23 protein-coding genes, 2 tRNA genes and 2 pseudogenes are annotated in these 19,980 nt (G+C 52.2%); 8 read left to right on the forward strand and 19 right to left on the reverse strand.

Going from position 1 to position 19,980, the window contains the following annotated elements; genetic code table 11:
• Window positions 1-13: 13 nt before the first annotated feature.
• The 9 genes from tilS to MCJ35_RS32315 all read right to left on the reverse strand — a co-directional run bounded on the left by tilS (window position 14) and on the right by MCJ35_RS32315 (window position 5,774).
• On the reverse strand, window positions 14-1,501 hold the full coding sequence (gene tilS / locus MCJ35_RS23425) for a tRNA lysidine(34) synthetase TilS (RefSeq protein ID WP_025485013.1): 1,488 nt from the start codon (window positions 1,499-1,501) through the stop codon (window positions 14-16).
• A 164-nt stretch (window positions 1,502-1,665) separates the two neighbouring features.
• Window positions 1,666-3,087, reverse strand: a complete 1,422-nt coding sequence (locus tag MCJ35_RS23430) for a SpoIIE family protein phosphatase (RefSeq protein WP_025485012.1) — start codon at window positions 3,085-3,087, stop codon at window positions 1,666-1,668.
• A 104-nt stretch (window positions 3,088-3,191) separates the two neighbouring features.
• Complete coding sequence (locus tag MCJ35_RS23435; RefSeq protein ID WP_025485011.1) at window positions 3,192-3,509, reverse strand: septum formation initiator; 318 nt, start codon at window positions 3,507-3,509, stop codon at window positions 3,192-3,194.
• A 4-nt stretch (window positions 3,510-3,513) separates the two neighbouring features.
• A complete protein-coding gene (gene yabQ, locus MCJ35_RS23440) occupies window positions 3,514-3,894 on the reverse strand; it encodes a spore cortex biosynthesis protein YabQ (protein ID WP_008720821.1) in 381 nt (126 codons plus the stop codon).
• Window positions 3,895-3,905: 11 nt separating this feature from the next.
• Window positions 3,906-4,193: a sporulation protein YabP gene (gene yabP / locus MCJ35_RS23445; RefSeq protein ID WP_008720823.1), complete on the reverse strand. Its 288-nt coding sequence runs from the start codon at window positions 4,191-4,193 to the stop codon at window positions 3,906-3,908.
• Between the two features lie 70 nt (window positions 4,194-4,263).
• Entirely contained in the window at window positions 4,264-4,503 is a 240-nt protein-coding gene (locus tag MCJ35_RS23450) for an RNA-binding S4 domain-containing protein (protein WP_008720826.1), read from the reverse strand.
• Window positions 4,504-4,506: 3 nt separating this feature from the next.
• Window positions 4,507-4,827 carry an HU family DNA-binding protein gene (locus tag MCJ35_RS23455; RefSeq protein WP_264469875.1) on the reverse strand — a complete coding sequence of 107 codons (321 nt, stop codon included), beginning with the start codon at window positions 4,825-4,827 and terminating at the stop codon, window positions 4,507-4,509.
• Between the two features lie 55 nt (window positions 4,828-4,882).
• Window positions 4,883-5,263: a MazG nucleotide pyrophosphohydrolase domain-containing protein gene (locus tag MCJ35_RS23460; protein WP_008720829.1), complete on the reverse strand. Its 381-nt coding sequence runs from the start codon at window positions 5,261-5,263 to the stop codon at window positions 4,883-4,885.
• Between the two features lie 346 nt (window positions 5,264-5,609).
• Window positions 5,610-5,774: a DUF6783 domain-containing protein gene (locus MCJ35_RS32315; protein WP_353656129.1), complete on the reverse strand. Its 165-nt coding sequence runs from the start codon at window positions 5,772-5,774 to the stop codon at window positions 5,610-5,612.
• Between MCJ35_RS32315 and MCJ35_RS32320 the strand changes: the two are divergent.
• Window positions 5,697-5,948, forward strand: a pseudogene (locus tag MCJ35_RS32320) (DUF6783 domain-containing protein); the annotation flags it as partial. The gene MCJ35_RS32315 and the pseudogene MCJ35_RS32320 overlap by 78 nt on opposite strands.
• Here MCJ35_RS32320 and MCJ35_RS23465 read toward each other — a convergent pair.
• From MCJ35_RS23465 to MCJ35_RS23510, 10 genes are all read right to left on the reverse strand, one after another.
• Window positions 5,926-6,543: a V-type ATP synthase subunit D gene (locus MCJ35_RS23465; RefSeq protein ID WP_008720830.1), complete on the reverse strand. Its 618-nt coding sequence runs from the start codon at window positions 6,541-6,543 to the stop codon at window positions 5,926-5,928. The pseudogene MCJ35_RS32320 and the gene MCJ35_RS23465 overlap by 23 nt on opposite strands.
• Window positions 6,544-6,568: 25 nt before the next feature.
• On the reverse strand, window positions 6,569-7,951 hold the full coding sequence (locus MCJ35_RS23470) for a V-type ATP synthase subunit B (protein WP_025485010.1): 1,383 nt from the start codon (window positions 7,949-7,951) through the stop codon (window positions 6,569-6,571).
• Window positions 7,952-7,965: 14 nt separating this feature from the next.
• On the reverse strand, window positions 7,966-9,732 hold the full coding sequence (locus tag MCJ35_RS23475) for a V-type ATP synthase subunit A (RefSeq protein ID WP_025485009.1): 1,767 nt from the start codon (window positions 9,730-9,732) through the stop codon (window positions 7,966-7,968).
• Between the two features lies 1 nt (window position 9,733).
• Window positions 9,734-10,315, reverse strand: coding sequence for a V-type ATP synthase subunit E (locus MCJ35_RS23480; protein ID WP_008720833.1), 582 nt, complete (start codon window positions 10,313-10,315; stop codon window positions 9,734-9,736).
• Window positions 10,316-10,369: 54 nt separating this feature from the next.
• On the reverse strand, window positions 10,370-10,678 hold the full coding sequence (locus MCJ35_RS23485) for a V-type ATP synthase subunit F (protein WP_008720834.1): 309 nt from the start codon (window positions 10,676-10,678) through the stop codon (window positions 10,370-10,372).
• A 4-nt stretch (window positions 10,679-10,682) separates the two neighbouring features.
• Entirely contained in the window at window positions 10,683-11,117 is a 435-nt protein-coding gene (locus tag MCJ35_RS23490; RefSeq protein WP_025485008.1) for an ATP synthase subunit C, read from the reverse strand.
• 68 nt (window positions 11,118-11,185) lie between these two features.
• Complete coding sequence (locus MCJ35_RS23495; RefSeq protein WP_008720836.1) at window positions 11,186-13,126, reverse strand: V-type ATP synthase subunit I; 1,941 nt, start codon at window positions 13,124-13,126, stop codon at window positions 11,186-11,188.
• Window positions 13,127-13,143: 17 nt separating this feature from the next.
• Window positions 13,144-14,163: a V0D/AC39 family V-type ATPase subunit gene (locus MCJ35_RS23500; RefSeq protein WP_025485007.1), complete on the reverse strand. Its 1,020-nt coding sequence runs from the start codon at window positions 14,161-14,163 to the stop codon at window positions 13,144-13,146.
• A 4-nt stretch (window positions 14,164-14,167) separates the two neighbouring features.
• Complete coding sequence (locus tag MCJ35_RS23505) at window positions 14,168-14,479, reverse strand: hypothetical protein (protein ID WP_008720838.1); 312 nt, start codon at window positions 14,477-14,479, stop codon at window positions 14,168-14,170.
• A gap of 250 nt (window positions 14,480-14,729) precedes the next feature.
• Entirely contained in the window at window positions 14,730-15,731 is a 1,002-nt protein-coding gene (locus MCJ35_RS23510; RefSeq protein ID WP_025485006.1) for an SH3 domain-containing protein, read from the reverse strand.
• A 199-nt stretch (window positions 15,732-15,930) separates the two neighbouring features.
• On the opposite strand from MCJ35_RS23510, the gene trmB reads away from it, so the two are divergent.
• The 7 genes and pseudogenes from trmB to MCJ35_RS23540 all read left to right on the forward strand — a co-directional run bounded on the left by trmB (window position 15,931) and on the right by MCJ35_RS23540 (window position 19,912).
• The gene (trmB, locus tag MCJ35_RS23515) at window positions 15,931-16,575 is read left to right on the forward strand and encodes a tRNA (guanosine(46)-N7)-methyltransferase TrmB (RefSeq protein ID WP_025485005.1); all 645 of its coding nucleotides are present in this window, start codon (window positions 15,931-15,933) and stop codon (window positions 16,573-16,575) included.
• A gap of 7 nt (window positions 16,576-16,582) precedes the next feature.
• A pseudogene (locus MCJ35_RS32325) lies at window positions 16,583-16,822 on the forward strand (DUF6783 domain-containing protein).
• A gap of 27 nt (window positions 16,823-16,849) precedes the next feature.
• Entirely contained in the window at window positions 16,850-17,002 is a 153-nt protein-coding gene (locus MCJ35_RS23520) for a hypothetical protein (RefSeq protein ID WP_008720841.1), read from the forward strand.
• Between the two features lie 90 nt (window positions 17,003-17,092).
• Window positions 17,093-17,165 (forward strand) — tRNA-Lys (locus MCJ35_RS23525).
• A 202-nt stretch (window positions 17,166-17,367) separates the two neighbouring features.
• Window positions 17,368-17,440 (forward strand) — tRNA-Lys (locus tag MCJ35_RS23530).
• A gap of 123 nt (window positions 17,441-17,563) precedes the next feature.
• Window positions 17,564-18,259, forward strand: a complete 696-nt coding sequence (locus MCJ35_RS23535) for a TIGR01906 family membrane protein (protein ID WP_025485004.1) — start codon at window positions 17,564-17,566, stop codon at window positions 18,257-18,259.
• A gap of 78 nt (window positions 18,260-18,337) precedes the next feature.
• Window positions 18,338-19,912, forward strand: a complete 1,575-nt coding sequence (locus tag MCJ35_RS23540) for a D-alanyl-D-alanine carboxypeptidase family protein (protein ID WP_025485003.1) — start codon at window positions 18,338-18,340, stop codon at window positions 19,910-19,912.
• The last annotated feature ends 68 nt before the right edge of the window (window positions 19,913-19,980 follow it).

The following is a 19,980-nucleotide window of genomic DNA, read 5'->3' on the forward strand; positions in this document are numbered from 1 at the left end:
TCCTCCGTTTCACTCATTCTTTTCTTCTACCGCCTGCCTCTGCCTGCAGTACCTTGGTGGTGTCAGGACCAATTTTGTAAAACTCACTGATCCTGTATCCGATTATCCACATCACATGACTGCCATCTGTCAGAAGGGGGACCTGGTCCCGCAGCTGTCTCGGTATCTTCTCATCAATCATAAACCGTTTTAACGCCTTATGGCTTCCATCGGCCAGGGTTATATAGTCTCCCGGGCGCCTGGTTCTTACCACGGGCGTACCCTCTATTCTATCACAGTCAAACCATTTCGTATACATATTTTTCGGAAATTGTGACCCTTTTTTATAGGGGAAAACACACATCCTGACCTGGGGCAGGCATACCTCTTTGTCCTTTTCCTGTAAAATGCTCCTGCCCACGGAAATCTCCCTGTATTCCCTCCTGGCCATAAGCGAATATGGCAGGTCCACCTCTTTTCCCACCGGCCGTCCGGCCAGGGCCAGCACCTGCTGCACATGGATGAGGCCAAGGTCCCTGGCTGACCCTGCCAGGCGTTTTAACAGCTCCATCACCACATAGGAGCGGATGATTTCCGGCTCTGCCTGAAGCAGGTCACAGGGAATCAGGAAATGTTCCGGGCCATCACGTACAACATGCCCTTTTATCCAGCATTCCCCCTGGGCCCGCAGATATTCATCTGCCTGGGATGCCAGCTTCCCCATGCGCAGGATATTACCGGCCGCACCCTGGTTTACCTCCGCCTCAATCAGCGGAAGGAGATTGCTCCGTATCCGGTTACGGGTATAGTGGCCGGAGCTGTTGGTGGAGTCCTGTACCCAGGCGCATCCATTTTCCTCCAGCCACTCCACGATATCCCGGCGTCCTATATCCAGAAGAGGCCTTATGATCCTCCCCCGTACATAAGAAATCCCTTTCAGCCCACCAAGCCCGCTTCCCCGGAACAGGTTGTGGAGTATGGTTTCCGCCTGGTCATCGCTGTGGTGGGCCACTGCAATCTTCACCCTTTTATTCCGGCAGTCCCCTGTCTCACCGCCGCAGCGCTGCCGCCCTCTATCACAATCCCGGCCTTCACCGTCCCGGCGCTGCCGCCCGCCATCACAATCCCGGTCTTCACCGCCGCAGCCATCGCTGTCTTCCCACCAGCGGGCCTCCCGCTCCAATGCCTCATATCTCAGGTACCGGCCGGCTTCCTCCTCGGACATACCGTTTTCCGATGCATACTTACGCACATCTACCTTTATGATATGACAGGTGACCTCCAGTTCTTCACACAATGCCCTGACAAAATCCGCATCCCTGTCAGCTTCCTGTCCCCTCAGACCATGATGGACATGGACCGCCATAAGCTTAAGGTCCCAGTCCTTTTTCATACCGCATAACAACGTTAAGAGGCAGACGGAATCTGCCCCTCCTGATACTGCTGCGATGACCCGGTCCCCCGGGTCCAGCATATGATATTCTTCAATGGTCCTTCTGACCCTCTGCTCTGCCTCGTCCATTCGTCCCACCTGCATCCGGTTATTCTCCAGGCCGTCAAAAAACGCCCTCCATACAAAATAAACCAGGATGCTGCCGGAAAGCGATTTTCAAACACGCCTTAGGTGTCTTATTATAATATACCCGTAAATCCCCGGCCGCGCAAGCCCCATAATACTGTCTTTCCCTACGGATGCCGTTTCCACAGCCCTGCTGTCAGCACCGTCATGTCATCCCTCGGCGCCGGAATGAAGGACACCGCAAAATCCAGTATCTGGTCAGCCAGTTCCTGTGGCCCCATCTCATCCACGCTTTCCAGGTACTGTTTCATCACCTGCTCCTTGTCATCCCCCGGCAGCGCGTCCAGCACCCCGTCGCTGACCATGATGATACGGTTCCCATCCCACAGCTTCCTGGACATGAGCACCGGCTCCACCCCGTTCATGATGCCCATGGGGACCTGTCCTGCTTCCAGGATTTCCACACCCTCATCGCCAATGATGAAGGTTGGCACCGCCCCCAGCTTCATCACCTCCAGCACGCCGGTGTGCAGGTCGATGCAGCTCACATCCAGCGTAGCCGGGTGCTGCTCAGCACCTGCCAGCAAAAGGACCGTGTTCACCAGCTTAAGGGCTGCCCTTGCCGAGAAGCCCGTCTCCAGCAGCTGCTCCGTCAGTTCCACCACCTGTCTGCTTTCCTTAGAAGCAGTTTCCCCGCTTCCCATACCGTCGGAAAGGCTCATCACCACCTGGCTTCCCTGGCTTTCGCAGAACGTATAATTATCCCCTGAATACTTCTCACCCTGGCGCGGTATCCTGGACGCGCCGTAAAGCATGCGGTAGCCGCCGTCCTCCAGCAGCCGGATGGTGGCGTACTGTTTTGTTATGATGCTGCGGCTGTCCTTGGCAGGGCTCCACCTGGAATCATCCACCACCTCGCCCATAAGCTCAGCTGCTTCCTTGGATGTCATGCACCTGCCGTTGGTGGTCCTGGCGGTCAGGAACGCCTCCTTCTGACCATTCTCATACTCCAGCAAAAGCAGGTTCCCCACCGCTATATGATACCTTCTGAAATGCTTTTTTATTATGTAATCAAACTCCTCACTGATATCCCTGGCCTGGTCAATCTGATGGGAAAATTCCTCCAGGATGACAGACAGTTCCCTGAACTGTGACACCACCGCGTCCCTGCTCTCTAAGAACCGGTTCTTCCAGGACAGGTTCATGGTAGCCCGTCCCAGGCTGCGGTTGAGCTGGGCCAGGTACGCGTCCTGTTTCCTGCACCCGGTCTGGAACATCTGGGGCATGTCCTCATAATCAATACGGCCCTTCTGTTCAAATGCCCGCAGCAGGTAATACAGGTAATAGCTGTCCTCCTTTTCACTGTCAGCATACAGATTACACTTGCTGCAGCTTTCGCACACCAGGGCAGCGCTTGCCTGCATGGCAGCCAGTCCATCCACGCGGGACAGCTGTCCGCTCTTTTCCACCTCATCGTCAAATGCCTTGGCCAGCTGGTTCAGCGACTCCGCCATATCCCCCAGCCTTCTGGCCGTATAATGATTCACATCCACTTTATTTTTTATATCTCTGCTATTTCTTGAAAACACAAAAATCCCTCCTAATCCGCGTAACTTTCAGTATACGCATCATGGAGGGAAATAAATGTCTAATCATGAACCGATTATTAAAAATGTTTCGCCTGTTTTCGTCATTACTCCGTTGGCTTTAAGAGTATCTCATCCGGGTTCACCAGTCCCAGCTTTTCCTTGGCCACTTCCTCGGCATACTGCTTGGTCTTGACATAAATCTTGTATTCCTGCAGCTCGCTGGTCCGCTTCTCCTCCTCCGCCACCTGCTTTGCCAGATTCTCTTCCCTTATCTGGTAATCCAGGTCAGACTGCTTAAGATCCGCGCCCTTTATGTTAATGGCCACTGCAAGGCACATGACAACAAGGGTAATACCCATGATAGCCATGCGGTTTGCCCATTTATCCTTTTTTATGCGTCTTGATTTACCATAGGATCTCATCTGTCTATTCACCAACTCCGCTTTGTTTCTGGTTACAAATCTTTGTATGTTTGTTCCTGTTTAATATCATTTTAAGACATTTACCTATCTTTTTCAAGCACTTAAAGAAAATTCTGCTGATGAGCCTGTCATATAGGATCATGCCCATAAACACCCCGCCTACCACATACGCCCGGAAGACCCCGTCGTTCTGTTCATACAGAAGGATGAACGTCACAAGGCCCGCATACAGCCAATATATGAAATCCTCCACCCCCGTCCAGAAGCTGCCGTGCCGGATGACCAGACGGAATACCCTCAGGGTATCATAGGCCAGCATCAGCCATGCCCCGGTCACCAGGCTCAGCACCATAAGCCAGACTTCGTACTGAATCCTGCCGCTCACATCCTTACCTCCTATTTAAACAGCCTGGTAAACAGGGATTCCCCGGACTTGCGCAGGGCCTCATTGGAGCTGTACACACAGCTGTCAATGGTCCCCTCTATATCCACTTCCCCCTTTTCAAGGGTAAGCCTGCTCACATGCAGGTCCTTTCCCTTAATGGTGAGAAGCCCCATATCCGTATCCAGGACAATGGCATTCTCATCAAAGGACACCACGTCGCAGATTCCTGTTATGTTTCCTGTTCCACGGTTCTGAAATATAAGTTTGTGCTGGCGTCCGCCAACGCTTCTTTCTTCCATAAAAAAACCTCCCCATATATCTAACCTAAGTTAAATATATGGGGAGGTTGGCCATTCTATGCCTTTTATCTCAGATATAACGGTAAAGCTCTTTGGCTTCATCCTTTTTCACGGTTTCCTGCACGTCCAGGACCTCGACCTTCACAGCCTTGGCGCCAAACTGAATCTCAATCATATCCCCTGTCTTCACATTCAGGGAAGCCTTTGCCGGCTTATCATTCACCAGCACGCGGCCTGCATCACACGCCTCATTGGCAATGGTCCTGCGCTTAATCAAACGGGAAACCTTGAGAAACTTGTCCAGTCTCATGAATTATTTGTTAACCTCATCCTTCAGGGCCTTGCCTGCTTTGAACTTTGGAGTCTTGGAAGCAGGGATAGGCATAGCGTTACCAGTCTTAGGATTCCTGCCCTCTCTTGCAGCCCTCTCAGCAACCTCGAAAGTACCAAAGCCAACCAGCTGTACTTTTCCGCCCTTTACAAGTTCTTCTGCTACTGCATCAGTGAAAGCCTTAACAGCCTTCTCTGCATCTTTCTTGGAAAGTTCTGCCTTCTCAGCAACTGCTGCGATTAATTCTGTCTTGTTCATCAATTTGTCCTCCTGAATATAGTCCCGGGAACCTCCCGGATTCATTACTTAATTAATGTCTGGTATACTTAATCATTTATAGCCTTTTTGCTTTGATTTGTCAAGGTTTTTTGGCTTTTTCCTGCATTTTTATCTGATTCCAGAGAGCGGTCCCTTCCTCCACTGAATTTATCTTAACATTTCCAAAGACGTGGGGGTGTCTTCGCACCATTTTCCTGCACACACCGTCAATCACATCCTCAATGGTAAAGCAGCCCTGCTCACTTGCAATCTGGCTGTTAATCATCACCTGGAACAGCACATCCCCCAATTCCTCACACAGATTCTCCATATCCCCCCGATCCACAGCCTCAAACACTTCCTCAGCCTCCGAAGCCAAATGCTTCTTCAGACTCCCAAACGTCTGCTCCCTATCCCAGGGACACCCCTCCTCCGACCGAAGCTTCGCCGTAATCCCCTTCAATTCCTCAAATGTATACATACAAACCAACCTCCTGCCAAAATCCCATCCCCCAACATTTCCACACCCACCCCTTCCTATCATCCCACTCTTTTTTCACTACCATCCCCACCATCCGTTTCGCGCATGTCACTGCCGGAATCCCTCAGTCTGCGAAGCGGGCCAGGGAGGGCCTCCTGCTGCGGGACCGGGCGGGGGCCTTGGGGCGGCAGTGGTCCGGACGCATAGTGGAGGAGGGAGCAGCTTCTTAGTCCCTGGCAGCCTGATAACCGGGGGTGGACGAATGCATCAAAGCATGAGTCCAAGGGGCTCTGAACGTAGAAAGTCCTTCAGGATTTCTACGTGAATAGCCCCGGTCCCCCGGGTTTCAGGCTGGCAGGGACTTAGGGTGTGTTTGAAAATTCATTCCCGCCATCTGCACGCCCCACTTCGCGGGAGATTTGGCCCCAATTCGGTCAACGTAGCCCGCTACGCCTCCCTCACCGGGACCAAATCTCCCACAAAGTGGGACGCACAGCTGACGGAAAGCAATTTTCAAACACGCCCTAGAAGCTGCCCCTCCGGAACCCAGCGTCCGGGCCACTGCCGCCCCAAGGCCCCCGCCCGTTCCCGCAGCAGGAGGCCCTCCCTGGCCCGCTTCGCAGACGCAGCCCCCCTCGCCGCACCCCCACATCCGCCAAACCCTACTCCCCTTTATTCCTCTTAATCACCTTAAGCCTGGTAAACTCCTCCCTCTCCTTCTCTTCCAGCGCATCCGAGATGGATTTGCTCAGATCGGTATAGTGGGGAATGGTGATATTCTTAAGGGCATTGGCCCTTTTCTGTGTCTTCTTAATGGAGTTAGCCAGGCGGTAAGCGGAATTTTCCACCATGGACAGCTTGATGGTCAGTTCCTTCACCTTTTCAAAATGGTATCTGGCCTCGTCCAGGGACTCGGTGGTGTTATAAAACCCGTAAGTCAGGGCCAGAGGCTTCACCTCATGCTGCACCAGCGGGATTTCCGTTCCCATGATGCTCCTGGCCTTAATCTTCACCCTGTCATCCACCGGCACGGATGCGCCGATTTCCTGGACATAGTTGATTCCCAGCTCGATGTTGGCCTTCTGCAGCGCGGCATAGGCGGCCCGGAACGTGGAATCAATTTCGGACTGGATGCCCTTTGCCTCGTCAATCAGGCCCATAAGCTCACGGATAAGGATATTCCTCTTCTTATCCATAAGCCCATAGCCCATGTTTGCCAGGTTCAGTGAGTTCTTGGCCGCAATCAGATTACCTTTTGTGGGAAATGTATTTGGATCCATTTACATCACTCCTTATGCTGCCATGTCATTTTTCCTCTGGCTTATAAAACTGGTCAAGTATCTTAGTGTCAATACGGTCAAGCTCTTCCCTGGGCAGCATGCCAAGGAGCTTCCAGCCAATGTCCAGTGTCTCCAGTATGGTCCTGTTCTCATGGCGCTCCTGGCCCACGAAATTCTCTTCAAACTCCCTGCCGAACACAAGATACTTCTTGTCCGTGGGAGACAATTCATCCTCGCCGATAACCGATGCAAGGGCCCTGGCGTCCCCCACCTTTGCATAGCAGGAGAACAGCTGGTTGGCCACGTCCTGATGGTCGGCCCTTGTATACCCCTCGCCGATACCGTCCTTCATCAGACGCGACAGGGAGGGCAGCACATTGATGGGCGGATAGATGGACTGCCCGTTTAACTGGCGGTCCAGTACGATCTGCCCCTCCGTGATGTATCCGGTCAGGTCAGGGATGGGATGGGTGATATCGTCATTGGGCATGGTAAGGATTGGAATCTGGGTAACAGATCCCGGCCGTCCCGCCACAATCCCGGCCCTCTCATAAAGGGAGGCCAGGTCACTGTACAGATACCCCGGGAATCCCTTCCTGGAAGGAATCTCACCCTTGGATGATGAAACCTCACGCAGCGCCTCTGCATAGCTTGTCATGTCGGTCAGTATGACCAGTATATGCATACCCTTTTCAAAGGCAAGGTACTCCGCCAGCGTCAGGGCAATCTTGGGCGTGATCAGACGCTCCACCACCGGGTCATTGGCCAGGTTGATGAACATGGCCACATGCTCGGACACGCCGCTCTCCTCAAAGGTGCGGCGGAAGAAATCAGCCACGTCATATTTAACGCCCATGGCCCCGAACACAATGGCAAACTTCTCATCTGAATTATCCCCCAGGGATGCCTGCTGCACAATCTGGGCAGCCAGCTGGTCATGGGGCAGTCCGTTGCCAGAGAATATGGGCAGCTTCTGTCCCCTTATAAGCGTTGTAAGCCCGTCAATGGCGGAGATACCCGTGCGGATATAGTTCCTGGGGTACTCACGTGTAACCGGGTTTAAAGGCTTTCCGTTGATATCCAGCTTCACATCGGATATGATGTCGCCCAATCCGTCAATGGGCTGCCCGATACCGTTAAAGGTACGCCCCAGCATTTCCTCGGAAACTTCAATCTCCATGGGATGTCCGGTCAGCCTTGTATGGGTGTTGCGCAGGGCCATGCCCTCGGTGCCCTCAAAGACCTGGATGATTGCCTTGTCCCCGTAAATCTCAATGATACGTCCGATCTTGTGGGTACTGCCGTTTACCGTCATCTCCACGATTTCATCGAAAGCCGCATTCTGAACGCCCTCAAGGACGACCAGCGGGCCATTGATTTCACTTAAACCTAAATATTCAATTGCCATATGTCCGTCCTCCTTTACGCGTTCCTCTCCATTACCCTGTCATAGAACGCGTCAATCTGCTGTTTATAATCGTCAAACATATCCAGGCGGTCGTTGGGGACATCATACTTAATGGATATGATCTTATCAAAAATATTCTCTTCCTTTAACACGGAAACAGGCATGCCCATGGAAATCAGCGCCCTGCACTTCTTATTCAGGTACAGGATGATTTCCATCATTTTGAACTGCTTAATCAGGGGCACGGACGTGTCTTCTTTATGGAACGCATTCTGCTGCAGGAAGCCCAGGCGGATTACCCTTGCAATCTCAAGCACCAGCTTCTGATCGTCCGGCAGCACGTCCGCCCCAATCAGCTTTACAATCTCCATCAGGCTGCTCTCCTGGGTCAGAAGCGCCATCAGACGGTTGCGGTAATCCACAAACTTCTTATCCACATTGTCCATGTACCAGGACGCCAGGTCGTTGATGTACTCGGAATAGCTGGTCAGCCAGTGGATGGCCGGGAAATGTCTGGCATAGGCCAGGGATTTATCCAGTCCCCAGAAACAGCGCACGAAACGCTTGGTGTTCATGGTCACAGGCTCTGAGAAGTCACCGCCCTGTGGTGAAACAGCGCCGATGATGGTCACGGAGCCTTCGGTTCCGTTTAAGTTCTGCATCATGCCCGCCCTCTCATAGAACGCGGACAGACGGGACGCCAGATATGCCGGGAAACCTTCCTCTGCCGGCATTTCCTCCAGACGGCCCGAAAGCTCACGCAGCGCCTCCGCCCACCTGGAAGTGGAGTCTGCCATGATGGCCACATGATATCCCATGTCCCTGTAGTATTCCGCCAGGGTCAGGCCGGAATACAGGCTGGCCTCACGGGCAGCCACAGGCATGTTGGATGTATTGGCAATCAGCGTGGTCCTGTCCATCAGGGGATTGCCTGTCTTGGGATCGATCAGCTCCGAGAACTCCTCCAGCACCTGGGTCATCTCGTTGCCGCGCTCCCCGCAGCCGATGTAGATGATCACATCCGCGTCCGACCACTTGGCAACCTGGTGCTGGGTCATGGTCTTGCCCGTGCCGAAACCGCCCGGAATGGCAGCCGTTCCGCCCTTTGCCAGCGGGAACATGGTATCCAGGATACGCTGTCCCGTAATCAGCGGCTTTACGGCAGGGAAACGCTTGGCGGACGGCCTTGGGATACGGATGGGCCACTTCTGGGTCATGGTAAGCTTTTTCTCCGTCCCGTCCATCAGCTGTACGGTGAGCAGCGTCTCCTCAATGGTATACGGTCCGTCCGGCATGACCTCAAGGACATAGCCCTCCACATCCGGCGGCACCATCACCTTATGGGTAATGGCCCTTGTCTCAGGCACCTCGGCGATAATGGTCCCAGGCATCAGGCGGTCGCCCTTCTTTACCACCATGTGTGTCTCCCATTTTTTAGAAGTATCCAGGCTGTCCACGGAGATACCGCGGCTGATATAATATCCGCTGCCCTTGGCAATCTCGCTTAAGGGCCTTTCAATACCGTCAAAAATATTGCTCAGGATTCCGGGGGCCAGTGTAACGGACACGGGCGCGCCCGTACCGGTCACGGTTTCTCCCGGTTTGATGCCGCTGGTTTCCTCGTACACCTGAACCGTTGTTTTTTCTGAAGTAAGTCCGATGACCTCGCCCACCAGGTTCTCCGCTCCCACATAAACCATTTCATTCATCTGGAATCCCGGATCGCCCAGCAAGGAAACGACAGGACCATTAATGCCGTGTATCACACCTGTCTTAGCCACTTTACTTACCTCCTAAATCGAATTTGAACTCATGACGCGCTTCATTTAACTTAGTCTCAAATGAATTGTCAATCAGTATATGTTTACCCGGGATCACGGCCCTGGTACCGCCGTCAAAGGAATATTCGCTGATCTTGATGGATGCGTTGTGATGCAGGGCAATCCTCTGCACCTTATCCACATCAGACGGATCCATATACACAATCAGCTCCTCGTTTCCCGCAAACTCCTTTACCGCCTTCACCTGGCGGTCCAGAAGGCGCTGGTATTCCTGAGTCTCCATGAAATTAGCCAGCTTATCCCTAAGCTCCACAAACAGCTTATCCTTAAGTTCCTCCTGCCTGCGGCTGAATTCCCTCTTAAGGTCCAGCTGTCCGATGGAAAGCCGTTTATTGATCTCACGTTCCAGCTTCTCTGTTTCTGCCTCCACCTGCATGTCGGCCCGCCGTCTTGCGTCAGCGGTATGCTCCTCATAGGCGCTCTCCAGGGCGTTCATATAATCGTCCAGCATCCTGGCGCTGCGCTCCCTGGCATCCTCCATACAGATATCCTGGAAATGCTTCAGCTTCTCCTCTGTTGTCAAGCTGCCTCACCTGCTTTCTCTATTCTTGTCCGTTCAGATATGTCTGAACCCTGCTTACAGTTTCAGTCCAATGGCCTCGTTCACATAGGAGGTGATAAAGTCCGGCTTGCGGCCGGTTCCATGGCGGTCCGGTATCTCGATGATCAGCGGGAGTTTCCGCTCCAGCTTCACGTCATCGATTATCTCCGGGAACTCCCTGCCGAACTTCTCTGTCAGCAGGATGATGCCAATGGATTTATCGGCCAAAACCTTATCCAGCTCATTCTTAAGCTCTTCCCTCTCATGGACCACAGCGCCCTCCACACCTGCCAGGCGCATCCCGGTCAGGGTGTCCACATTGTCGCTGATAAGGTACATCTTCATAGACTTACAGCTTGCCCAGGATCATAAAGGAAATGATCAGGCCATACAGACACACACCTTCGGCAAGACCTACGAAGATTAATGATTTACCAAGAATGGAGCTGTCCTCACTGATTGCCCCAAGGGCAGCGCTGGCAGCAGCGGATACCGCGATGCCGCCGCCCAGGCAGGAAAGCCCGGTTGAAAGGGCGGCTGAAAGATATCCCATGCCTGCCGCGGAGGATCCTGCTGCCTGGGCCCCTGCCTCTGCCGCCTGGGCATTGCCGGAAAACATGACAACCGCTGCAAAGACCATGGTGCCAAAGAACAGGAACATATTGGCTGCCAGCGCCGTCTTATAGCGTCCCTTTGTCTTTTCCCCTGCTGCAAATGCCCCAAATGGTACTGCGATGCTCAAAATCAGTGCTGCGCCCAGTGTAATCTTAACTAATAAACTCATATCTCATTTCTCCTTTTTAATCCCCGGTCCCTCTGGCAGACGCCAGTGTCCGGCAGTATTTTTTATGTTTACTGCTCTCCGGCAGCTTTTCCATATGGTTCAAAGGCCCGGCCGCTGCCGCGGTAGAACCGGCTGAACAGCTCATAATATTCCAGACGGAGTACCTGGATCCCTACAATCAGGCCCTCCATGCCGCACACAAACAGGTTGCCGCCGATGACCACGGCCCAGTTGGTGCTTCCTCCTGCCTCCGCGCCTGCAAGCATCAGCACCACCTGCATCATGGCGGCGTGGCTCACTGCAAATGCGCCCACACGGACAAAGGAAAGTGTGTTGGAAAAATAGCTTAAAAGCACTTCAAACAGTTCAAATATCCCCTGGGTAATGAACATACCCATACCGCCCTCTATCCGTTCCGACTTCTTCTCCACAATGGCCGTAAGAGGTTCCTTGAAGAACATGATGATCAGCGGTATCAAAAACATGACAACCAGTATGAACGTGGCAGGAAGCGCATTGCCCGTCATATAAAGGACCAGCACAACGGTCAGGGCAAGATAAAACACAAACCCGGCCACGCCGTTGGTATCAAAGTAAATCTTCTCCATATCATGGGAACGGACGCTGTTGATGATGTTAAGCACCATACACATCAGGATGATTCCCATACCGATGGCCACAGCCACCACGAACACGGTGTTCAGCTTGCCGATGAAGGGAAGGTTCACCATGGCTTCCTGGGGCCTGAGCCAGACAGCGTCGATGATATCCTCGAACCCGAAGATACTGCCAAACAGGAAACCGAATATGGTGGAGAACACACCGCAGCAGGAAATGATGCCTGCCAGGCGCACCTTCCTGAAACGGTACAGCAGGTATCCCCCGATAAGCAGGCACAATCCCTGTCCCGCATCCCCGAACATGAACCCGAACAGGATGGAGTAGGTGATGCCGATCAGGATGGTGGGATCCAGTTCATTATAGGACGGAAGCCCGTACATCTCCACATACATCTCAAATGGCTTGAACAGCCCGGGATTCTTCATCTTGGTAGGAGGATTGCTCATGATATTATTATGGTCATCCTCAATGATACAGAACGTATCATCATCCCGTTCAATCTCCTTCTGGAAGGCCGCCGCATCCTTCTGGGTCATCCACCCGCACAGGATATAGAAGTTATGGCGGTCATGCTTGGTAACCGCCGCCATCTTGCGCACATCGAAATTAGTGGAAAATGTCCGCACCGTGAAATAGGCGGCAACCAATTCATCCTTCCTGCTGCTGATGGCCTCCACGATTTCCTTGTCAATCCCGTCAATCTCCTTCTGGAAGGCGCTGATACGGTCGTCCAGGATATGTCCGGCCTCCACCGGCGTGCCCTCATATTCATCCGGAAGGTAACAGCGCTCAAAATGCATGGATGCATAGATGGCGTCTATCTTATCAGCCAGCTTTTCAGGCACGAAGTATACCACCCACACATACTCGTCATTTTCCTCACACTTAAACATCACGGTGTCAATGCTGTCATACACATAGGCGTAGAATTTTTCATAATATTCCCTGGAAATGCGGCCGAACCGGAACTTCATGAACCGGAATCCAAGTATCTTCTTCACATCATAATTAAGCCCGTTAAACGGAGCCACCTTGTCCCTGGATGCCTGCAGTTCATCCCTCTGTCCCACAAGCCCGCTTTTTTTATCGGTCAGCTCCTTAAGCTCGCTGTCCAGGGCGTGGATCAGGTCCACCGCCTCCTCCAGTTTAAGCTTCCGGTCCGTGTGTTCAGGCAGCAGCTCATGGTAGCTTTCCACCAGCTCGCCCGCCTTTGCAAGCTCCTCCTTATAAGGATTGGACTCAATATAGGGCCGCAGGTCCTTAACCGTCTTGAGTTCCGACAAGGCGTTCTCCAGGTGGATCTCATATCTGGAAAGATAGGTGTACACCACCCGGTCAATATCTGCCTTGGGACCGGTAATACTCAGGAATTTCATTTTCTCAATCACATCTTAACCCCCTTTAGTCAATTTGCCGCCAGGCCATACCGTATCTTCTCAATGGTATTGATGATATGTGCAATCTCCCTCTCCTTGAAGTAAAGATAGGAGTTGAGTATGGCGATGGAGTATGGGTCTTTTCTTCTGGTCATCTGGTAAATCCTGTCAATAATCTCAAACGTCAGATGGTCCAGATCCGGTTCCTCTGACTGGCGGATGACATCCAGCTTCCCATACCAGCTTCCCCGTATCAGCTCATAGAGCTGTGAAAGGTTCTCGGCCTCAGCCATCTTATTGATTTCCGCCTTGGTCAGATGAAGCTGTATGGGAATCAGCATGGCATATATCTCTCCCGGGGAAAGCTGGTAAAACTTCTTGGAGCGGCACAGCCACTCAAGGTTCAGCATATCCATCCTGGTCCCAAAGCACTGGGACAGGATCCTGCGCTCCTCCTTGGACAGATACTTATCCTTTATCTTCCACATGGTCCTGAAATAAAGCATATCCAGGGCCGTCTCACAGGCCGGCAGGCTGGCCTTGCCGTTCTCAAGCATGAGATTTAACGGGCTGTAATACGGCGACCCTTTCAGGTTGCCCACAAACTCCGCCATTGAACCGGACTGGGACAGAAGAATCAGGTCAATGCTGGAATGGCGCTCGAAAAAGTCCTTAAACATGGACAGGTCCTGGCGCTGTTCCCTGTGTCCCACCGCGTTCCTTAAACAGGTCTTTATGATGCTTATCTCATAGTGCATGAAATACAGGTCCAGGAAACGTCTCTGCTTCAGGTTTGCGAACTTATACAGCTTTGCAAAATCCCTGTACTGTGAAAGGTTCAGGCGCTGCTCAATGCTGCCCCTGTGCATGTCCTTTTCCTCCACCTCTTCGAATATCTCCCTGTAAGGCAGGAAGCGGCGCAGGTAATCCACTGCTTCAGGCACGCTTTCCAACGCGGCCATCTCTTCAAACTGTTCATCCTTAATGCGCCAACGCTCCATGGCTTTCACCTTGGTCGCAATGCCGCTGTAGGTAATCAGGCTGCCCATACGCTCACTCCTTTATCATCTTCTGGAACAGGGCATCTGCATACGCTGTGTGATAACGGTTATAATTATCTTCCAACTGTTTAAGAAGTGTCTCAAAATCCGATTTCTGCCGGGCAAGCATGGCTTCCATATCTGCTTCCATCTTATGCCCGATATCAGCAATCCTGTGGGCTGTTTCCTGTTCAAGGCCGGCATCAAAAGAGGCAGTCTTGTCTTCCATCTCTTTGGCAAATGCTTTCTTGCGCACATTGGCCTCGTCCGCAATCGCACCGGCTGCTTCCTCTATCTCCCATAACTTGTTGATTACAGTATCCATAGAGCTCCTCCTTTATAAATTCATATCACTTCATGATACTACTTTTTTCGAAAAAAACCAGAGGTTTTTTAGAATTAGAATAAAATTTTAACAATTTCCTTATGGCAAAATGCCAAAAAGAGAAAGGATATTTTTTATCCTTCCTCTTTTTACCAGCATATATTCCAATATTTCCTATACAACTTCTACAAATTCCATATTATGGGACATTTCCAGCTTCTGACAGTCCCGTCCGGCTCCTGTCCGGCCCCTACTGTCCGCCTGTCTCCCCGCCCTCAGTTGGCGCCACCTCGGTTTCGGCGACCGGCTCCACTTTTTCCAGGAACCTGCTGGACACATACGCTTCCTGTCCCTCGTAGTTAATCACATCCCAGTCATTGCTGTAGCGCTTAACATAATCCACCTCATAACCGTTGGTAAGCTGGACCAGGATACGGCTGTCCGTGGACGGCTCCTTGCGGACATTCACGCTGTTGCCCTTAATCCGGTAAACCACTGCCGGCGGCTCTGTCTCCGGTTCAGTCTCGGGTTCCGGCGGCGGCGTGGGCGCAGGTTCAGTGGCAGCCGTGGTAACGGTAGGCGCCGTGGTGGTCTTATCCTTATCCTTGCCTCCCTTGGACCCCAAGGTCTGTATGACAACAATCAGCAGCACCACCGCAAGCACGGGAATCAGAAGTCTCCAGATATAATATACGGGGGACACCCGTCTGCGTTTTTTCTTCCTGGGCGCTCCCTGGCGGGAACCTCCTGAACCGGAAGGACGTCCCTGGCTTCTGCCTCCGCCCTGTCCGCCCCTTGAACCGGAACCTGACCGCCCCCCGGAACCGGATGTCCTCACAGGCTGGCGGGAAGAACCTCCTCTGGATGCCTGTGACGGCCTGGATGACCGCCCCCCCGAAAACTCGTTGGCAAACACATAGACCTCCTGGGTCAGCAGCTGGTATGCCTGATTGGCATCATACGCGGCATCATCCCCTTCATGGACAGCCTTGTTGCCCAGGATACGGATGGTATGGTAATTATCCTTGGTTGCCTTATTAATCCACTGGCCCTCATAGAGCTGGTCAATGGTATCCGACAGATCCCCTTCCACCAGGCACGCGCGTTCCGCCATGCACCGCACCATATACTCCAGGACCTGCCTTGCCTTAACCATCACAAGATTATATTCTTTTCGTACAATTAAACGTTCTGCCTCTTTCACGCCCAGTTGAATCTGCTGCCAGCTGGTCGTCCGCTCCATATTCGACATAGCCTTCCTCCTTAGTATCGCAGATATCCGCCTATTATGTATAGTATAATCGATTTTTGGCAATTTTGCACTATTAATTATAAAAAATCAGAAAAATAAGAAAAAAGTAAATTTTGTTGCAAATAGGCACTTCCAATGATAAAATAAGGCCTGCGGTTACTCAATAATAGTACTGTTTTGGAAAGAAAGGAAAAATAACATGCGATTACGCCATATCCGCGGTGCAGAAGAGTCCATTGCATCCAGTCCCTATGTAATCCAGGAGCCGGAGACAAGGCGCGGGAACTGGAACCAGGTCTTCTGCAACAGCAATCCCATCGAGATAGAGGTGGGGATGGGAAAAGGACGCTTCATCATGGAGCTGGCACAGACCCATCCCGATATCAATTATATAGGCATAGAACGCTATTCCAGCGTGCTTTTGAGAGGATTGGAGAAACGTTCACAGCTGGAGCTTGACAACATCTACTTCATGTGCATCGATGCCAAAACCCTGCCCGACATTTTTGCCCCCGGCGAGGTCAGCCGCATCTACCTGAACTTCTCAGATCCCTGGCCCAAGGACCGCCATGCCAAGCGCAGGCTGACTTCCCCTGCCTTCATGGGCGTGTACGGCAGGATCCTGGCCCCCGGCGGCACCGTGGAGTTTAAAACGGACAACCGGGAATTGTTTGAATATTCCCTGGAATCCATTCCCGCCTCAGGCTGGAACATCCTGGCCCATACATTTGACCTGCACGGCAGCCCCATGGCTGAAGGCAACGTGATGACTGAATATGAAATGAAATTCGCAGGAGAGGGCAAACCCATCTGCAAACTGATTGCCTCAAAACCCCAGCCTTAGAGCGTGTTTGAAAATTGCTTTCCGTTGGCTGTGCGTCCCACTTTGTGGGAGATTTGGTCCCGATGATGGAGGCGTAGCGGGCTACGCTGACTGAATCGGGGCCAAATATACCGCGAAGTGGGGCGTGCAGACGGCGGGAATGAATTTTCAAACACGCTCTAGGGAGCGCCGGGGGATGCATGTCCAGACAGGCCCGGTGACGCGGTGTCTGCACCAACTGACAGGGCGCGTCATATACTGTTACTAACAGAACCTTCTGCCGGAGGCGGTTTATATGGCATTGCCACCAGGAATCACAAAAAAGCTGTTACAGGCAACCAGTGACAAAACAGATTTAAACAAGCAGGCGCTCCGCCTGAGCCGTTCCTTTAAGGAAGTGAATAAAATCATTGGTCCTGGTTCCAAAGCAAAGAAAAAAGAAAAATAATTTTTTTGGCGAAAATGGTTGACATTTAACTTTCAAAGAGATATAATGTCGTTCGTGTCACCCGCAAGGGTTGAATGAAAACACGGGCATGCGCCTTTAGCTCAGTTGGTAGAGCAGTAGACTCTTAATCTATTTGTCCAGGGTTCGAGTCCCTGAAGGCGCACTTAAAAGGTCTGATTTTGCAGATATCGGAAGCTGCGGGGTCGGACTTTTTTGTGGCTTTTTTGTGGCATGGAAGCGGCACAGGACGGAACGGGATTTGAAAGAATCTGAAAAATAAATTTTTTCTTAAAATATTCTTGACATTTTCTATGCATGGATATATAATAGTGGACGTGTCACTTAAAGAAACAAAATAAACATATGCGCCTTTAGCTCAGTTGGTAGAGCAGTAGACTCTTAATCTATTTGTCCAGGGTTCGAGTCCCTGAAGGCGCACTAAAAGGTCTGACTTTGCAGATACATGAAGCTGCGGGGTCGGGCTTTTCTTTGTTACGGACAAGTTTTCCTGTTACAGACAAATTTTATTTTAACCAGACTTTATTTTAATTAGGAGGCCTTATGAAATATTTACACAGACTTGCCGGGATTGCGGCCGCATTCTGCATCATGATTGTCCTGTTCATCACTTCTGTGGAGGCAGTGGTCTACTGGACACCTGGATATTTTGAAAAAGAATACACCAAATACAACGTGCTGGACAGCCTTCCGGCCATGACCATGGACGACCTTCTCCATGTGACGGACGAGATGATGGATTACCTGCGCGGGGACCGGGAAGACCTGCATGTGGAAACCACCATGGGCGGACAGCAGCGGGAGTTCTTCAATGAGCGGGAAATCGCCCATATGGAAGACGTGCAGGTGCTTTTCCTGAAGGCCATGTCCATCCGCACGGCCTGCCTCGTGCTCACGGTCCTGCTCCTGGCATTCATGGCAGCCACAAAGGCGCGGATGAGGAAGGTCCTGCCTCCTTCCCTCTGCATGGGCACAGGCCTGTTCTTTGGCCTTATAACGGCCCTGGGGCTTATCATATCCACGGACTTTTCCAGGTATTTCATCATGTTCCACCATATTTTCTTTACCAATGACCTGTGGATCTTAGACCCGTCCACGGATATGCTGATCAACATTGTCCCGGAAGGATTTTTCATGGACACGGCCGCCCGTATTGCCCTTCTCTTCGGCTCATTATCCCTGATCCTCTTCGGTATATGCCTGTTCCTTACCATAAAAAACCAGAAAAAAGCCGCTTAATCCCCATCCAGCCTTTACTTAAATCCAGAAATCTTTTATACTGTACAATAGGCTATTTATATGATTGGAGATTGTTGGATGAAGCGATTATTCTCACTGTTCCTCTGTCTCTGTCTGTCCATTGGTGTTTTTACCATACGTGCGCTGGCTGCGCCGGAGTGGCCCTCCGATGTTTCCATTCAGGCGGACGGCGGTATTGTCATGGACGCGGACACGGGAACCGTACTATACGGAAAGAATATGGACCAGCAGTATTATCCGGCCAGTATCACCAAGATACTGACTGCCTTGATTGTGCTGGAACGATGTGACCTGGATGAAATGGTATCTTTTTCCCATGATGATGTGTATAACGTAGAAGCCGGCAGCAGCAGCGCGGGCATTGACGAAGGCGACGTGCTGACGGTCCGGGACTGTCTCTACGCCCTCATGCTGGCTTCTGCCAATGAAAGCGCCAATGCCCTGGCCTGCCATGTAAGCGGCTCCCGGGAGGAATTTGCAAAGCTGATGAACGAAAAGGCGGCAAGCCTTGGCTGTACCGGAAGCCATTTTGCCAACCCCAGCGGCCTTAATGATGAAAACCATTATACCACGGCCCATGACATGGCCCTGATTGCCAGGGAGGCCATCAAGAATCCTGAATTCCTGGCCATCAACGGCACCCGCAGCTACAAACTGGCCCCCACCAAGCGGACGCCGGAAGGCGGGTACGTGGCCAACCACCACAAGATGCTCAACAAGAATGAATCCGTCTACTATCCAGGCGCATTCGCAGGCAAGACAGGCTATACGTCCCTGGCCGGCAACACCCTTGTGACCTGCGCCAAAAAAGACGGTATGACGCTGATTGCAGTGGTCCTTAACGGACACCAGTCACACTATTCTGACACAAAGGCCATGTTTGACTTCGCCTTCCGCAACTTCCAGTCTTTAAAGGCAGTGGACTATGAGACCCAGTACAGGTCCGTGGAAAATGACATGACCATCGCGGGCATGACGGCCCGGGACAGCATTTCCCTTGAACTGGACAAGAACGGGCGGGTGGTGATTCCCAAATCCGGGGATTTTGCGGATGTTAAGTCCACCCTCACCTATGACCTGGACAGCCAGAGTCCTTCGGACGCAGTGGCCTGCATCCGCTATACTTACAATGAACGCCCTGTTGGCTTCGTATACCTCTGTTCCGCCGGAATCAGGTCTGATACCCGGACCGCCACACCGGCGGACGCAGGCGGGATTGGCGGACCGGTTCCGGACGGCGCCCACACGCCGTCACAGGACGGGGCTGGTAATCCTTCCCCGGCTGCCAATCCGGCCTCCCGGGACCAGACCCCGGCAGCGCCCACACGCCAGGACATCACCACCAAGGAAGGCACTGCCTCCAGTATACGCATACCGGCCAACACGCTGACCATACTGGGAATCGTCTTTTCCCTGTGCGTCATCATAGCAATCGTGGCCGCCGTGAAAATACATGTAAAGCGCAAGGAAGAGGCCGACCTTCTGTTACGGCGGCAGCGGAGGCTTGAGCGTCTGGAGGACATCGGCTATTCCTCCTCTGAGTTTGACCGGCTTCTGGCTGAGCGCAGGGTATCATCCCCATCCACACGCAAAACCAGAAGAAGCCGGCGCAAAAAATCTATTTTCCGTTGAACTTGCCATACCCATAGGTTATAATGTAGGGGGTTATCTGTAACGCCTACTTTAAAAGGAACCGCAGT

Origin of the sequence: Enterocloster sp. OA13 (assembly GCF_022440595.1) — a bacterium.
Classification (GTDB): Bacteria; Bacillota; Clostridia; order Lachnospirales; family Lachnospiraceae; genus Enterocloster; species Enterocloster hominis.